17 protein-coding genes are annotated in these 16,034 nt (G+C 46.8%); 8 read left to right on the top strand and 9 right to left on the bottom strand.

Annotation, left to right across the window (positions count from 1 at the left end; all coding sequences use genetic code 11):
- Nucleotides 1-132: 132 nt before the first annotated feature.
- The 6 genes from K6Y21_RS18140 to K6Y21_RS18115 form a co-directional block, all read right to left on the bottom strand.
- Nucleotides 133-597, bottom strand: a complete 465-nt coding sequence (locus tag K6Y21_RS18140) for a hypothetical protein (RefSeq protein WP_233073296.1) — start codon at nucleotides 595-597, stop codon at nucleotides 133-135.
- Nucleotides 590-997, bottom strand: coding sequence for a hypothetical protein (locus K6Y21_RS18135; protein WP_233073295.1), 408 nt, complete (start codon nucleotides 995-997; stop codon nucleotides 590-592). The genes K6Y21_RS18140 and K6Y21_RS18135 overlap by 8 nt, the downstream gene beginning before the upstream one ends.
- 72 nt (nucleotides 998-1,069) lie before the next feature.
- Nucleotides 1,070-1,546 carry a hypothetical protein gene (locus tag K6Y21_RS18130; protein ID WP_233073294.1) on the bottom strand — a complete coding sequence of 159 codons (477 nt, stop codon included), beginning with the start codon at nucleotides 1,544-1,546 and terminating at the stop codon, nucleotides 1,070-1,072.
- 104 nt (nucleotides 1,547-1,650) lie between these two features.
- Nucleotides 1,651-1,989, bottom strand: a complete 339-nt coding sequence (locus K6Y21_RS18125; RefSeq protein WP_233073293.1) for a hypothetical protein — start codon at nucleotides 1,987-1,989, stop codon at nucleotides 1,651-1,653.
- A 197-nt stretch (nucleotides 1,990-2,186) separates the two neighbouring features.
- Nucleotides 2,187-2,870, bottom strand: a complete 684-nt coding sequence (locus tag K6Y21_RS18120; protein ID WP_233073292.1) for a hypothetical protein — start codon at nucleotides 2,868-2,870, stop codon at nucleotides 2,187-2,189.
- Nucleotides 2,871-3,060: 190 nt separating this feature from the next.
- Complete coding sequence (locus K6Y21_RS18115) at nucleotides 3,061-3,417, bottom strand: hypothetical protein (protein WP_233073291.1); 357 nt, start codon at nucleotides 3,415-3,417, stop codon at nucleotides 3,061-3,063.
- A gap of 350 nt (nucleotides 3,418-3,767) precedes the next feature.
- On the opposite strand from K6Y21_RS18115, the gene K6Y21_RS18110 reads away from it, so the two are divergent.
- A complete protein-coding gene (locus K6Y21_RS18110) occupies nucleotides 3,768-4,736 on the top strand; it encodes an integron integrase (protein WP_233073290.1) in 969 nt (322 codons plus the stop codon).
- A gap of 252 nt (nucleotides 4,737-4,988) precedes the next feature.
- Here K6Y21_RS18110 and K6Y21_RS18105 read toward each other — a convergent pair whose 3' ends face one another.
- Both K6Y21_RS18105 and recQ read right to left on the bottom strand, forming a co-directional pair.
- Nucleotides 4,989-5,324 carry a DUF3630 family protein gene (locus K6Y21_RS18105; protein ID WP_233073289.1) on the bottom strand — a complete coding sequence of 112 codons (336 nt, stop codon included), beginning with the start codon at nucleotides 5,322-5,324 and terminating at the stop codon, nucleotides 4,989-4,991.
- Between the two features lie 7 nt (nucleotides 5,325-5,331).
- Nucleotides 5,332-7,176: a DNA helicase RecQ gene (gene recQ, locus K6Y21_RS18100; RefSeq protein ID WP_233073288.1), complete on the bottom strand. Its 1,845-nt coding sequence runs from the start codon at nucleotides 7,174-7,176 to the stop codon at nucleotides 5,332-5,334.
- A 206-nt stretch (nucleotides 7,177-7,382) separates the two neighbouring features.
- Between recQ and K6Y21_RS18095 the strand changes: the two genes are divergently transcribed.
- The 5 genes from K6Y21_RS18095 to K6Y21_RS18075 all read left to right on the top strand — a co-directional run bounded on the left by K6Y21_RS18095 (nucleotide 7,383) and on the right by K6Y21_RS18075 (nucleotide 13,838).
- Entirely contained in the window at nucleotides 7,383-8,489 is a 1,107-nt protein-coding gene (locus K6Y21_RS18095) for an ABC transporter substrate-binding protein (protein WP_233073287.1), read from the top strand.
- Nucleotides 8,490-8,902: 413 nt separating this feature from the next.
- Nucleotides 8,903-10,147 carry an imelysin family protein gene (locus K6Y21_RS18090; protein ID WP_233073286.1) on the top strand — a complete coding sequence of 415 codons (1,245 nt, stop codon included), beginning with the start codon at nucleotides 8,903-8,905 and terminating at the stop codon, nucleotides 10,145-10,147.
- A gap of 106 nt (nucleotides 10,148-10,253) precedes the next feature.
- The gene (locus K6Y21_RS18085; protein ID WP_233073285.1) at nucleotides 10,254-11,651 is read left to right on the top strand and encodes a di-heme oxidoreductase family protein; all 1,398 of its coding nucleotides are present in this window, start codon (nucleotides 10,254-10,256) and stop codon (nucleotides 11,649-11,651) included.
- A 55-nt stretch (nucleotides 11,652-11,706) separates the two neighbouring features.
- Nucleotides 11,707-12,747: an imelysin family protein gene (locus tag K6Y21_RS18080; protein WP_233073284.1), complete on the top strand. Its 1,041-nt coding sequence runs from the start codon at nucleotides 11,707-11,709 to the stop codon at nucleotides 12,745-12,747.
- Nucleotides 12,747-13,838: a DUF1513 domain-containing protein gene (locus K6Y21_RS18075; RefSeq protein ID WP_233073283.1), complete on the top strand. Its 1,092-nt coding sequence runs from the start codon at nucleotides 12,747-12,749 to the stop codon at nucleotides 13,836-13,838. The genes K6Y21_RS18080 and K6Y21_RS18075 overlap by 1 nt, the downstream gene beginning before the upstream one ends.
- Here the strand turns inward: K6Y21_RS18075 and K6Y21_RS18070 are convergent, their stop codons facing one another.
- Nucleotides 13,839-14,600, bottom strand: coding sequence for a nitroreductase family protein (locus tag K6Y21_RS18070; protein WP_233073282.1), 762 nt, complete (start codon nucleotides 14,598-14,600; stop codon nucleotides 13,839-13,841).
- A gap of 109 nt (nucleotides 14,601-14,709) precedes the next feature.
- Between K6Y21_RS18070 and K6Y21_RS18065 the strand changes: the two genes are divergently transcribed.
- Nucleotides 14,710-15,627 carry a LysR family transcriptional regulator gene (locus K6Y21_RS18065; protein WP_233073281.1) on the top strand — a complete coding sequence of 306 codons (918 nt, stop codon included), beginning with the start codon at nucleotides 14,710-14,712 and terminating at the stop codon, nucleotides 15,625-15,627.
- A gap of 104 nt (nucleotides 15,628-15,731) precedes the next feature.
- The gene (locus tag K6Y21_RS18060) at nucleotides 15,732-16,022 is read left to right on the top strand and encodes a hypothetical protein (RefSeq protein WP_233073280.1); all 291 of its coding nucleotides are present in this window, start codon (nucleotides 15,732-15,734) and stop codon (nucleotides 16,020-16,022) included.
- The last annotated feature ends 12 nt before the right edge of the window (nucleotides 16,023-16,034 follow it).

Genomic DNA, 16,034 nt, shown 5'->3' with positions numbered 1-16,034 from the left:
GGGTCAGCGCGGCTGATACCACATCGCGTAATTTACTTAATAATGAAAGAGTCGAGCACATCGAGGCTCGGGCTTGTCCAACAACCGAATAAGGTGTCGGCTGCGCGACACCTATTCTTATTTGTTATGTGTTTATTCTTCGTTGAGCGAGTATTTTTTATATTTAATAACGAATTCTTTCGCTTGCTCTAAAGTTTCGGGATAAGGAACAACATCATGGTGTCCACTACCTATTCTAATTTTTTGAAACCTGAAACCATGCTCAAATAGAAACTCAACTTTTTTCCATTGTTTACTATCAGTTTTTTTAGGAGATTTAAAATGACGACCAAAATTATAAGATGTGCCTCCACAATTAGGGCAAACTAATTCAGGCGGACATTCTTTTGCTAAATTGAACTCGCGCTTAAATGACTTACGACAACCCATACACGCGAAAGTCATATTGTAAGGAGTTGTCATATATACCTCGTAACGCAAACACATAACGCCCAGCTCACCGCGCGGAGTAATGTTGGCGACTTTGCTGCGTGTTTTTGCAGCAAAGGGGCAAACATTACGGAGTCCGGTGGAGCTGCTGGTTATGTGTTTATTCATACTCGACTAGAATCTCTGAGACACTTAATAAGTTTAGCGCCTTAGCTAATTGATGCTGACCATTTACTGATGCGTGAATTGTATAATAGCCCTGAAATTGCTCTTCAGTCGTTGGCATAGTTTCTAAAGCAAACACTAGTGCTTGATTATAACCAGTAACAAGTTCACTTGGTATTTCAGGGTTATGGTCTTTATGACGCGCTACTTCAATAGCGGCAACCAAAGACAGCTCACCTTTTTGCGCCAATATTGGTACAGCAGCGTAAGAAGCTGTCCCCACATCTCCTTGGTGATATAAATTTTCCCAGAGTTCATTGATCGCTAACTCATGATCAGTTTTAAGCCTTTCAAGAGCGGGAAAAGGATCGTAAGGGGTTCCGTAACCTGATATCAAATCCATTTTGCCTGCGAACTCCTGTTTTTACACATAACGCCGCAAGCATTGGTGCGTAGCATCCAATGCCTTGCCTTGTTAACTGTTTTTAGGTTTGCTTGCATAAGTTTTAGCGTACTCAATATTTCCAAAAGCCTCAATATGAAGCGGAAATAGACTTTCTACACCAAGTGCAGCTTTGATTTCCATCTCCTCATCAATGTCTAAAAAAGAAAAGTTTATTACCTGCCATTCATCGCCATCATATATACCATATGTGTTGATCTCACCGTTTATGGCGAATAGGTATGCATCAAATCCCTTTTTGTTCCCAATGCTTGCTTTTGCTCTGTAATGGGTGAATTCGTATGGAGACTTTCCTTTATAGCTCACAACAGGAATTAGATATGCATCTGAATATCTAATTCTGTTTAATTCTGACTCTACTTCCTCTTTGGAAAATCCATCATCCACCATTCGCTTTGCATCTGCGGGCTCATGATATTCAGCCCAAACAGGATGCCTCTCGAAAAGCTCTGGTGTTAGGTTTTCGTCGTTTATTAGCTCAAGTTTCATATTACAGTTAACGCCTGCATTTGCGGCTTGGGTGAACTGGCGGCTTTTTTGCCGCGCAGCGCGAAAAAGGTGACAGTTTACCCAAGTCCGGCAACATGCACTTGTTAGGCAATTGACACCTCGATTAGCTTTGCACTTGGCTTTTCCACTGACAATACGTGAAGAAGATCATTCATGGATATAAAAGCGAAGTGAGTTACTTTATGATTTTTATACTCTTCTTCTGTATGCGTTCTAGCCGCATACTTATCAGCCCACTTAGATTTTGGAACAATCAAAGTTGGATACGTCCAGCCTGTGAAACCAACTGCCGAACACTTTGGGAGAGTGTCAGGAAGATCAATAATACCATAAGACTCATCTTCCCATTGCAGAGCAATTGGATCGGAGAAAGTCAGTTCAAGATCTTTATTACAGCCACCAATAACTCTAGAAAAATGCATGGTCACAATTAAACGAGCGCCACGCTCAGAAATCCATTGGTATGAAATATCTGAACAAGGAACATCTAGTTCTTTAAATAATTGCCACTTAATGGTGATCTCCTTGCGTGCCTAACGTCCACAACACCGGACAAATTGGAGCGCAGCGGGAATTTGTTCCACGTGCTTGCGCTTGTTATGCAGCTACTGCCGTATCACTAATTTTTAACTGCAAAGTTGTCTCTAAAGTGCTTTTTAACCACGAACTTAATAGAGCTATTGTCATACTCCATTACCTCTATTACAGCACCTTTGTAATTGATTATGTGTGATTTGGACATGTCATACTCAACGTTATTGGTAAATGCGTCACGAGCCATACCACTAGAAAACTCTCTATAGGAAATGTTTATCTTGTCACCAACTGAGCCGTTGTAAATCAGAGTCTGTTTAAAAGAGCTGCCAGAGTGTACTGTTTTGTTGGAAATTTTAGCGTTTCCGTTCTCATAGCACTGAGCTGGTTGGTAAGAAACGGTAGTAACACATACTTTATTGCTCTCCAGAGATAGAGCGATTGGTGGCTCAAATAACCCAGAAATATAGTTCACTCTAGCGTTATTATTTGAAGAAACAGCGAAGTACTCCACTCCTTTGCTGTGACCAATTTGCATATATTCACCTTTTGGAATGTCATATGCTGCGCCGTCAATAGTGTTTCCTATCGAGAGATACTTCATTGTTGTTGCGACACCTTGATCGATCATGTGGTCACCAACATATGATGTAGTTACCTGATGAAGTTCAGGCAGCGAATAATGATTCTCTAAAGTGTCTGCGCTATAGTTGATCGTCGTACAACCAGTAATACTAAGAAGGAATACAGGTAAGAGTAATTTTTTCACAGGAATTGCCTCAATTTAATTTTGGCATAATGATATTCCACATGATAGACATTTGCTACGGTCTAGATCAACTGAACTATGACCTGCTGCATAACGCTGGCAGCAGCGGCTTGTAAAATGGGCGTTTGTTTTGCGGCTTTTTGCAAAACGAGTGACCGTTTTACAAGTCCGTTGCCTGCCCTTGTTATGCTCATTTTCCCCAGACATTAACAATATCTCTTATATAGATTGTATCCGGATCATCTTCATCTCTATATAGATAACCGATGTCTTTTAAAATCTCTCGAGACTCTAGCTCTTCAATGAGTTCATTTGTAACATCTCTATATGATTTAAGGTCACATTTTGATCCATTTGAAAATGGCCAATCGCTATCAGAATCACTCACGAACTGAATCTCATCTCCCTGGTTTTGAAGAAGATACCAAGTAACGAGAGCAGATTGAGCTGAACCTCCGGCCAATTCTCTTTTCTTGTTTCCATTCAGATGACAGAAAGAAATAAGTTCCTTCTTTGTCTGATTCACTAGTTCAAATTCAATTGCCATAACTAACCGAGAGCATAACAGTGTATTACACACTTTTCTTGGTAAACCCGCACGCTTCCGCCTAGGCTTACCCCATTAATGTCATTTATTATCAGACTGTTACGCAAGATTCATCGAAGTTAACTCTCATCTAAGAGGAAAACAAACCGAGACTGGAAATTACCGAGACCCAATCTGGCCCCCGTAAAGAAACAGGCTGATATTTTTTGTGATTATATATCAACAGATTAGGTATCTAATGTGAACAAAGCGAGACTTTTTCATTTTATTTACCGCGCCCAAAACTGGCAGAATCAATAAAACCCCATTATACCTGTATAAATAAACAGCACACTTGAATTGTGGTTGATATGGCAAAGTCTCCGTTTATTGAATCAATAAGAGCCGATTTACGCGCCCGTCGGTATAGCTTGCAAACCGAAAAAACATATTTATTTTGGATCCGTCAGTTCATTTATTTTCATCACAAACGCCATCCAGAGCAGATGGCCAATCTTGAAATAGAACAATTTCTTTCTTATCTAGCCAATGTACGCAGAGTAAGCAGTAGCACCCAAAACATCGCGCTTTGCGCATTAATGTATATGTACAAGCACATCTTACAGGTTGAAATTACTGGTTTGGAATATAGCTTTACCAAAAAAGAAAAGCGTATGCCTACGGTACTAAGCCATCAAGAGGTACAACTTGTGTTGAGCCATTTACAAGGTAAATACTGGTTAATCACATCCTTACTCTACGGTTGTGGCCTGCGCATAAACGAAGCACTGCGGTTGAGGGTAAAAGATCTTAACTTTTCTGATCACACTTTATTTGTATTTCGTGGCAAGGGCCGCAAAGACCGTTACACCTTATTACCCCAAGTGCTCACCCCCTACCTACAAGCTCAGGTAGAACAGGTTCGAGTCATTCATACATCTGATAAAGAGCAAGGTTTAGGGTTAACATCATTACCACCCTCCTTGATAAAAAAGTACGGTAATGCTGCAACAGATTTTGCTTGGCAATATCTGTTTCCTTCGAGCCATTGCTCTGAACACCCCTATGATGGCTATATTTGCCGTCATCACCTGCACGAAACCGCATTTCGCAAGGCCTTACGTCGGGCGGTGGTCGCCAGCCAATTAAGCAAACGAGTCACGGCGCACACCTTTCGTCATTCCTTTGCTACCCAGCTATTACTCAATGGCACAGACATTCGAACGGTGCAGGATTTATTAGGCCATCAAGATGTGAAAACCACCGAGATTTATACTCATGTGATGGGGTCGCGCTTTGCCAATACCCTAAGTCCAATGGATCGAACTAAGATAACCTGAGCTTTGGATAACCAAGGCTTATATTTATCGCTGTATGATTGCAGCTCCCACCGAAAAGCGATCCAAAGTGATCGCGCTTGAATGAATCTAGTGAAAAGTGGAAGGTGGATGCAGATGCTCTGTAGTTGTGGGAGCGGAATTTATTCCGCGAATGAGCGTGTGAATGGTTAAGCTATTCGCGGTTTAAAAACCGCTCCCACAGAAAACCGCTCCGACAGAAAACCACTCCCAAAGAACTGTCGTTGTAACTATCTAGGCTGACAGACTAATCAAACGATTGGCTAAGCCAAGTAATGCGGCTTCATCGTCTTCTCGGGTTACGCAAAACCAGCAGCTTTGGCTCATTTCCTGATAGTAAAGTAATAAATGAGCATGGTCGTGCGGATCGCGCCCACCACTCACCACCCAGCAATGGGCGTCTGCGGCCGCATCTTGTTGAATGGCTTTAAGCTGATGGTTTTGCAGCAGTTGCTCAGCAAATTGCACAAAGTTATCGTAGTGCAGGTCAAATTCAGCGGCAAAGCACAATTGCAATTCATCACCTTGCAAATGCAGTGACCAAGCTCCGGGATAGGTTGTTTGCGTCATGTTGGCCTTAGTAATCATCTTCATATTCGGCGATGGCTGCTAAAAAAGGACTACCGTACTTTTCTAGCTTGGTGTATCCCACGCCACTAATTTCTAAAAATTCGCGCTCGGTACGCGGCTTAAGCTCGGCCATTTCTGCTAAGGTCACGTCATTAAACACCACATAAGGCGGCACATCGGCGGCATCGGCTAGCTCTTTGCGCAGTTTACGCAAGCGGGCAAATAGCGCCTTGTCGTAATCTAAAAACGCCAGTTTGTTGCTGCCACTAGGCTTGCTGGCTTTACTGGTAAGGGGTTGGATCCTTGGCACGGCCAAAGTCAGCTTAATGTCGCCTTTAAGCAGCGGTCTGGCCGCTTCGGTTAGTTGCAACACCGAGCCGCGGGTAATGTTTTGTTGTAAAAAACCGCAATGCACCAGCTGGCGTAAGATGCTTAACCAATATTCGGTGGATTTGGCTTTACCTAAGCCAAAGGTGGATAGCTTATCGTGGCCATGCTCTTTAACTCTTTGATTTTGAGAGCCGCGCAAGACTTCCACCACATAGTTCATACCAAAGCTTTGCCCTACCCGATAAACACAGGACAAGGACTTTTGCGCATCTTCGGTGGCGTCAAAGGACTGCGGCGGGTTGAGGCAAATATCACAGTTGCCGCAAGGCTCGCTTTGGTGCTCACCAAAGTAATTAAGCAACACTTGGCGACGACACGTCTGCGCTTCGGCAAAGGCGGCCATGGCGTTAAGCTTGTGCATTTCTACCCGCAGTTGGTCGGGATTATTGTTTTTTTCTAACAGGCCACGCACCCGCGCAATGTCGGCGGGATCATATAGCATCATGGCCTCGGCGGCTAAGCCGTCACGCCCAGCACGGCCGGTTTCTTGGTAGTAAGACTCGATATTTTTGGGAATATCGTAATGCACCACAAAACGCACGTTCGGTTTATTTATCCCCATACCAAAAGCAACGGTGGCCGCCACGATATCGAGTTCGTCCTTGATAAAGGCGTCTTGGACTTGTTGGCGTTCTTCTTGCGGCCTACCTGCGTGATAGTAATCGGCCTTGTAGCCTTGTTGGCTTAGCTTTTCTGCGACTTCTTCGGTGCGTTTGCGACTACCGCAATAGATGATGCCGCCTTGGCCGTTTTGCTGTTTGATATAGCTAAGTAGCTGGCTGAGCGGCTTGTACTTTTCAACTAGGTTATAGCGAATATTGGGGCGGTCGAAACTGCTGATATTGGTGTAGGGGTGTTGCAGGTTCAGGCGATGTAATATGTCTTGTTGGGTGGCGTGATCTGCCGTCGCCGTCAATGCCATCATGGGCACCTGAGGAAACAGATTTTTTAATTGCCCCAACATGGCGTATTCGGGCCGAAAATCATGGCCCCACTGAGAAATACAATGGGCCTCATCAATGGCAAACAGTGCCAACGGCAGTTCGTGTAGTTTTTGCTGAAAGTCGGCTTGCATCAAACGTTCGGGAGCCACATACAAAAGCTTGATTTCGCCATGGCGAATGGCCGACAGCACTTGTAATTGCTCGGCTCGACTCAGGCTAGAGTTCAGGTAAGCCGCTGGCACACCACAGGCATTGAGCGCATCAACTTGATCTTTCATCAATGAAATCAAGGGCGAAACAACAAAGGTCACGCCATCGCGGAGCAAGGCTGGAATTTGGTAACACAGGCTTTTTCCACCACCCGTTGGCATGATCACTAAGCTATCACCGCCTTGGGCAACGTGCTCTATCACGGCTTGCTGACCTTGACGAAAGCTGCTGTAACCGAAAACTTCGGTAAGCACGGCGAGGCTATCTTGTGGCCAATTTTTTTGCGCTGCGAGCGAAAAAGCGTTCATAATTACCTGTAACTCTGTCGGGGCCGCTTATTTTACGGCCACACAGAAAAATTGCACACAGAAAATAAAACTATACCTAAACAACTTAGCTCATTAGCCTTATAAGTTATTAAATAACAAACACATAGAAAATAATTATAATTAAACTTCCAACGGAACGGCGGTTAAGGTCACAAGGGAATGCCCTAACTTTGAGAACATCAGTAATGTCAAAAGATAGATTAAATAAGTGGCAAATCAGTTTTAACGACCTGTTTACCCTAGTCGCAATCTTAGCAATTTTGCCCGGTTACATAGCGAGTTTTAATCTGGCACACGCCATGGGTACACCAGCAGAGCCGCAACCTAAGGTATTATTTATCAATCCCGGCCATGCCGATGAAAGCTTTTGGCATGATGTGGATTTGTTTATGCAAGAAGCGGCTCGTCAGTTTGATATCCCGTTAACGACTTACCATGCCGAGCGCAATCCTTACCTGATGATCAAAAAGGTACAGGAGTTAATTAAGCAAGATCAGGTGCCGGATTACCTTATTTTGGTCAATGAAGATAATGCCGCTAAACGTATGATCAGCATGCTTAGTCACTATCCGGTGCGCATTGTTTTATTACTTAATGATATCAATGAAGAAAGTAAGCAAGTCTTATTTAGCTCCCCCCAAGGCCCAACTTTGGTGGCCAGCTTGATCCCTGACAATCACAGCATCGGCTTTCAAACCGCGACCGAGCTTTTAAACAAGGGTAAAGAATCGCCCTCAGCTGACAATCAAATATTGATTCTATCCGGCAATAAAAATACACCGGCCTCGCAATTACGCGAATGGGGCGCACGACAAGCCATTACCTTACAAACTAAGACGCAATTACTACAAATCATTTACGCAAATTGGAATGAGCAACAGGCTTATGAGAAAACCAAGCTATTGCTACAACGCCACCCTAAACTACGCTATGTTTGGGCAGCTAACGATTTAATGGCCTTTGGCGCCATGCGCGCTGCCCGTGAAGCCGGCTTAACACCAGGTAAAGATATCTTTTTCAGCGCGGTGAACACTTCAGAAAAAGTGCTCGCAGCCAGGCGCGAGGGCAGCATTAGCAGCTTAGGCGGCGGCCATTTTATGGCAGGTGGCTGGGCCATGGTATTGATTAAAGAGGACATGGCGGGCACCACCATACCAAAACAAATCAATCAGCCGATGTTTCATTTACTCAAGCCTAAGTCACGGTTATTCCCAATTTTGGAAAGCAAAGATTGGCAAAAAATCGACTTCACCCAGTTTCAAAAGCAGCCCTATCATTTTGCAATCGATTAGTTGAATGGGGGTCATGCCCTTTGGGAATAGCTGCCTGTGGGAGCTGCAACCTGTGGGAGCAGCAACCTGTGGGAGCAGCAACCTGTGGGAGCAGCAACCTGTGGGAGCAGCAACCTGTGGGAGCAGCAACCTGTGGGAGCAGCAACCTGTGGGAGCAGCAGTCATGCTGCGAGAAATATCCCCAAATATATTTTCCCTCCCACCAAATCGCCCCATGACTGGGGCTCCCACAATATGACTTCAGCTCCCTCCGAGAGATTGAAATTGCTGTTCGACGAAAAAAACACCACCCCGCTATCGACAATCATTCTCACTTACGTTTACAATTCATTAAAAATAAATGAGAGGCGTTATTGTTTTCATTAATCCTGTAACAATAAACCAAGCCTTCACTTCAAAACAAAGGGTAAGAGATGAACAAAACACTAACCGCATTAATCATAGGTGCGTCGTTTAGCTGCGCAAACGCTTGGGCGATCGACTCAAAACAAGTAGTCAATCACTACGCAGATCTAGTCCACGCGGTGTATACCGATGCCGCTACCACAGCTGCCACATTAGATAAGGCCATTGATGCCTTAATCGCCAAGCCATCGGAGCAAACCCTGCAAGCGGCCAAAGACGCTTGGTTAGCCGCGCGTGTGCCTTATCAACAAAGTGAAGTGTTTCGTTTTGGTAACAGCATCGTAGACGACTGGGAAGGCCAGTTAAACGCATGGCCATTAGATGAAGGCTTGATCGACTATGTCGATACCAAAAACTACCAGCACGAGCTAGGCAACCCAGGCGCCACTGCCAACATTATTTCCAGCACTCGCTTGCAAGTGGGCAACGAACAGATTGATATCACTACGATTACCCCTGAGCTACTCGCCAGCATTAATGAGCTAGGCGGCTCGGAAGCAAACGTGGCTACCGGCTACCACGCCATTGAGTTTTTGCTGTGGGGGCAAGACTTAAATGGCACCAACGCAGGGGCCGGTGCCCGTCCTTATACGGATTTTGTGCAAGGCGAAGGCTGTACTAATGGCCATTGTGATCGTCGTGCAGCTTACCTAAAAGCGACTTCAACCTTACTTAATAGCGACCTAACTTGGATGACCGAGCAATGGAGCGCAACGGGTGATAACTACCGCCAAACCCTAACCGCTAAGCCAGCCGATGAAGGCTTGCGTGTGATGTTGTTTGGCATGGGCTCGCTCTCATTAGGTGAGCTAGCCGGTGAGCGCATGAAGGTGGCACTAGAAGCCAACTCACCAGAAGACGAGCACGATTGTTTCTCGGATAACACCCACAACTCGCACTATTACAATCAACAAGGCATTAACAATGTGTGGTTTGGTCAATACACGCGTGTTGATGGCACTAAACTAAGCGGCCCAAGCCTAAACGATTTGGTGGCAAGTAAGGATAAAGCCGTTGCACAGTCAACTTCCAAAGCGGTGACTGACGCATCAACCCAAGTTTACACCTTAGTATCCGCCGCCGAGCAAGGGCAAAAATTTGACCAGCTAATTGCCCCTAACAACAGCCAAGGCCACACCTTGGTTAATGATTCGATCAAGGCGCTGGTAGTGCAAACGGGTGAAATTGAAAAAGCATCTAAGGTATTGGGGATATACAACCTAAATCCAGACACAGCCGATCATGAGTTTTAATTTCTGATCTTGGCACAAAATAGCTAAGGGCGGCCTTCCGCCCTTTTTGAGTTTCTGGCAATCCAAATAACAATAAAAAAGCATCTCTAGATGCTAAGCAGGCTTTATGAACAAGATGCAATTGAGTACCGCCTTAAAAACCACACTTTTATTACTGATAAGCCTACCCAGCTGGGCTGATCCCGCAAAACCCGGCGGTGAAACCACCACCAGCAAAACCGGCCCTAACGCCTTTTCAATGCCGGCCAGCAATTTAGACATGCTCAAGCGGATGGACTTTAGTGTTGGCAACAGCTTCTTTCGTAACCCTTGGGTGATAGCTCCCGCCACCACCGATGCCCGTGACGGCCTAGGCCCTTTGTTTAATACCAATGCTTGCCAAGGCTGCCACATTAAAGACGGCCGCGGTAAACCCAAGGAGCCGGGCGATCAAAATGCCGTGTCTATGTTGGTCAGATTAAGTATTCCGGCCACCACAGCAGAGCAAAAGCAAGCTTTGATCCAGCAAGGCGTGATTGCCGAGCCCACCTATGGCGGCCAACTGCAAGACATGTCCATTCCGGGCGTTCAGCCAGAAGGCCAAATTAACATCGACTATCAAGAAGTGGCCGTTACGTTTAAAGACGGCACCCAAGTGATGTTGCGCAAGCCAAACCTCACCATTAGCCAGCTTAACTATGGCCCTATGCACCCTGATGTGATGATGTCGGCACGCGTTGCGCCGGTGATGATAGGCCTAGGCTTGTTGGAAAGCATTAGTGAAGAAAGCTTGCTGGCCAATGCCGATCCAGAAGACAGCAATAACGACGGCATTTCTGGTCGAGCGAACCGAGTATGGCATGCTGCCAGCCAGCAAACCGTGATCGGCCGCTTTGGCTGGAAGGCTGGCCAACCTACCCTAATGCAACAAAATGCGGGCGCCTTTGCCGGCGACATGGGCTTAACCTCGTCGGTTAACCTACATGATGACTGCACCGAGAAACAAGCCGACTGCTTAAAAGCCCCCAACGGCGGCGAGCTGGAAGTCAGCGATAATATTCTTAACTTTGTTGAGTTTTACAGCCAACACTTAGCCGTGCCCGCCAGACGCAACCTTGATGACAAGCAAGTACAACAAGGTGAGCAGCTATTTAACCAAGCCAATTGCCAAAGTTGTCATGTACCTAGCTTTAAAACCGCTAAACGCCCTGAACTGCCCGCCCTGTCGGAGCAGCTGATTTTCCCTTACTCGGATCTTTTGTTGCACGATATGGGACCGGGCTTGGCCGATAATCGCCCCGAGTTTTTAGCCAATGGCCAAGAATGGCGCACCCCACCACTGTGGGGATTAGGCTATACCCAAGAAGTAAACGGTCATACTTTTTTACTGCACGATGGCCGTGCGCGCAACATTATGGAAGCCATCCTTTGGCATGGTGGCGAAGCCGAAGCAGCCAAGCAACAGGTGTTAGGGTTTAGCCAAGCGCAGCGTGACGCGCTGATTAAGTTTCTTGAATCACTCTAAATATTCAATTTAGTGCGAGGTGGTCAGCCACCTCGTTCCGTAAAGGACTAATATAATGCACCTTTCTTCTTTAACGGGTTTCAGCTGCGCCACCGCGTTACTCTTTTTACTCACTGTCTCTGGCCCAGCTAAATCCGCAGCAAGCACCGATTTAGCCGAGCAAGCCATACAGCTAAAGCAGCAACAAGCCAAACAACTGGTGAGTCAGAGCCAGCAACTCACTAAGCTATTGGAGCAAGCCTGTACCCGCCAAGCCCCCGATACTCAATCACCACAGCTAAAACAAGCTTGGCAACAAACCATGCTCGCTTGGGTGCCGTTTCAGGGCGAAACCATAGGCCCAGTGCATGACTTAGATATCGCTTGGGCAATGCAATTTTGGCCCGATAAGAAAAACCTCACCGGTCGTAAAGTCAACGCCTTACAAGATAGCCAGTCAACATTTAGCGAAGCCGATATCAGCCAAGCCAGCGTCGCCGTGCAAGGCTTAGGCGCGTTGGAATTATTGCTTTTTGAACAAGGCATAAGCGCCGACAACTGCACCCTTAGCCAAGCCATAGGAACGCATATCGCCAGTAATGCCAAACGCTTACAGCAAACATGGCAACAAGCCAAATTAAGCTATCACCAGCCAGCAGCCAATCAGGTTAAGCACCCATTATCGGCTGCCGATAGGGCTTGGATCAGTGAGCTGTCTCACCAGCTTAGCTTTGCCAACAAAAAGTTCCATTTACCGCTGGGTAAGGGCGAGCATGTTAAGCCCTATCAAGCCGAATCCTGGCGCTCGGCTCGCTCCATGGCACAGTTAAAACAAAGCTATGCCAGCTTGCATCAGCTCTTTTTAAGCGGCATCAATCGCCAATTACAGCAACAAGGCGCGGGCCAACTCGCCAGCGAGATAGATCAAACCTTTACCGATTTATTAGCCAATTGGCCCGAGCAGGCCAGCATGGTGAGTTTGTTGCAATCGGATCAGGGCTTAGCCAAGTTGTACCGGTTGCGCATCGATATCGAGCGGCTCACTTATTTGATCCAAGAAGCCATGCCCGTGGCGCTAAAAATTGTGATTGGCTTTAATGCCACCGATGGAGACTGATGATGTCAGCACAATCGTTGTCACGTCGGCAGTTTTTACGCACCTTGGCCTATCTGGGTGTGACCACTAGCCTAGCCGGTTCATTATCGTGGGCGCAAGGTCAAACGCCACGGCGGTTTTTGTCCTGCGCCCAGCAGCAACAGCAAGATTATTTGGTGTGCGCCGATGTCAGTGGCCAAACGCGATATCAACTGCCCTTGCCCGAGCGCGGCCATGGGTTAGCTGTAAATCCAAACCAAGATTTAGGGCTAGTTTTTTCGCGTCGCCCCGGTCGTTATATCACCGCCTTTAACGTGCAAACGGGCGAGCAGGAGTGGCAGCATGCCCTGCCCAGCGAGCGCCATTGCTATGGCCACGGCTGTTTTAGCCAAGATGGCTTGCTTTATGTCAGCGAAGGCGATACCGCCACCAGCCAAGGTGTGATTGGGGTTTACCAAGTTGAGCAGAGCTTGAAACAAGTCGCCTTATTACAAGGCTTTGGTATCGGCCCCCATGAAATTGTCATGCACCCCGACCAGCAGCACTTAATTGTGGCTGTAGGCGGCATTGCTACCGATAAGCGAACCCCGCTCAACCTTAACACCATGGCACCGAGCTTGGTTTACCTTGATCGCCACACCGGCAAACGGGTGCACACCGTCACCCTACCCGATCACCTACTGAGTATCCGCCACCTCGCCGTGGCCACTGACGGCACTGTGGCGATGGCGTGTCAGTACCAAGGCGAAAGCGAGATGTTGCCCTTGTTGTATCGCCATCAATTGTCATTGCCGGCAACCAGCTTAACCAGCCAAGCGCAGCCCGTGGCGGGCAGCGAAGAAGACTGGCTCAGGTTTAATGATTACCTCGGCTCGGTGGCCATGGTTGGCGAGCAGATCATCAGTACCTCCCCGCGGGGTAACTGTGTTGGCCGCTGGCATAAAGACACGGGCGCGTTATTGGGGATTGAAAACCTAAATGATGTATGCGGATTAGCGGTAACGCCCGAGCAACAGGCGGTGCTGACCACAGGGGCCGGTGTGATAGCGCACCAAGCCCAGCGTCATTTAACGCCGTGGGCTTGGGATAATCATGCAATCGCTTTGCTCTAACTAAGCAGACACTAACGCATCCTGAAACTTAAACCCTTGTTGTTCGAGGGTTTGAGCCACGGTCGGGAAATAAATGTAACTGTAGTATTGGCCTGTGCTGGCGGCATAACTTGGCATGTCCGTCAGACCATTGGCATCCCACCATTGGCGTAAATCAGCGTCGTATTGCAGTGCCCCTTGGGCCACTGCTTGTGCGTCATAACGCTCATTCATCGCAAAAGAAGACAAAGCAACCCGAGGCTTCACCGCACTAGCAGCGCTGTTATCGGGTACGCCTAGGGTTGTTCCGACCACAGGGAAGGTATTGGCCGGTAAACCCAATAATTCAATCATGGCTTGTGGATTGGCACGGATCCCACCGATAGCCGTCGTACCATAACCCAGTGACTCCGCCGCCGTTTGCAGTGCATTTAACATAATGCCCGCATCGACTGCGCCCACCAAAATACCTTCTGCTGATTGGTTGATCGCAAGGTCTTGCTCAACCTTGGCCATGGCCGTGGCGGCGCGGTGATAGTCCATCACTACGGTAATAAACACATCGGCTCCCGCTACTTGCGGTTGACCGCCTGCTAATTCAGCAATTTTCGCGATAGTGGCTTTATCGCGGATCACCACTAATGAAATTTGTTGGCCATTGATCGAGGTGGGAGCTTGCTGCGCCGCCAGTAAAATCTGCTCTAAATCTTCATTGGATACGCTTTCGCCGGTAAAGTTACGCACCGAACGACGGTTTAATTGCTGCTGAATAATCGCATTCATGAACTCAATTCCTTACTGATTAAATGGCTAATGCTGATTATGTTACCGCCTGATGAAAATACTGGTAGTATCAAAAAATGCAAAACTGTTTTAACCAAAGGTAATAAGCATGCATCAACTTGACCTCGCTAAGTACTTGCCCGCGTTTTTAAAAGCGGCGTCTACCTTGAGCTTTTCTAAAGCCGCTCGCGAGCTGGATGTTACTCCCGCCGCCATCAGTAAAGCCGTGAAAAACTTAGAGGAAAAGCTAGGTGTCAGATTATTCCATCGTACGACCCATGCCCTCTCATTGACCGAAGATGGCGAAAGCTTTTATCGCGCCGCTTGCCCTACTGCCTTTCAGTTGTATCAATTGTTTGAAAGCACGCGAAATTTAAAAACAGCACCGCAAGGAAAGCTTAAGGTGTCGGTACCTGAAGGGTATGGTAAAAAGTACATCCTGCCTCTGGTGCAGCCCTTTCTGCAGCTATATCCCGAGATAGAGCTGGATTTACACTTAGATGATCGCGCGGTTGACTTAGTATCAGAAGGCTATGATGTGGCTATCGGCAATCGCATTGGTAATGATGTAAATATCGTGGCGCGTAAGCTAACCGATATGCAGATTACTTGCGTGGCTTCACCGGAATTTTTGGCTCAGTATGGCCAGCCAAAAAGCGTCGCAGACCTCGCTCAACTGCCCTGCATTCGCTATCGCTCGGCTACCAGCCAAAGACTGTTCCCATGGCGTTTTATCAATCAACAAGGTGATACCGAGTTTTTTGAGCCTCGTAAAACCGCGGTGATCGTCAACAATGTTGAAGCCCTGTGTGAACTAGCCAGCCATGGCGTTGGCATCACCTTAGTGGCCACTTGGCAAGCCGAAGCTTATATCAAGCAGGGCCGCTTAGTGGCCTTGTTGCCCGAATGCACGGTTAAGCTACCGCCCGCACAAATCTACTATGCCTCTCGAGCCAACCAACCCGCCAAGGTGCGCGTATTTATCGATTATATTGTCGAGCATTTCAGTCAAGTCGAACTAAACTAGGTCAACTCATTTTCCACACCAAGACATAATATGTCAGAAATCATTTGACATATTATGTCTTGCGCTTTAGTTTACAGAGAAGCTTACAGTTAAGGAAAATACTTATGAATATGGAATGGTTAACAATATTGGCCCCGATCATTGCAGCGGCAATTTATTATTTTGCATTTTATAACAAGCCAAATGATGATCATTGGCGCAAGTTACCTACCTTGCCCGAGTACTTAGCTGCCCATCCAGAATGTCGAACCACGGATGATGAAAATGCTCGCTGCTATCACTGCCAATCGGATAAGGTTATCTTTCAGCCGCTTAGCTGTCATGAAGATCCCCGCTACAAGCATTTTTGTTTTAGCTGTAAACGTACCTTATTCCGCAGTAATTCAATTTTGTAAACCACATTCCCT

The sequence above is a fragment of the Motilimonas eburnea genome (assembly GCF_021295345.1).
GTDB classification, from domain to species: domain Bacteria; phylum Pseudomonadota; class Gammaproteobacteria; order Enterobacterales; family CBDFNC01; genus Motilimonas; species Motilimonas eburnea.
This window is presented reverse-complemented; position numbering and strand designations above follow the sequence as displayed.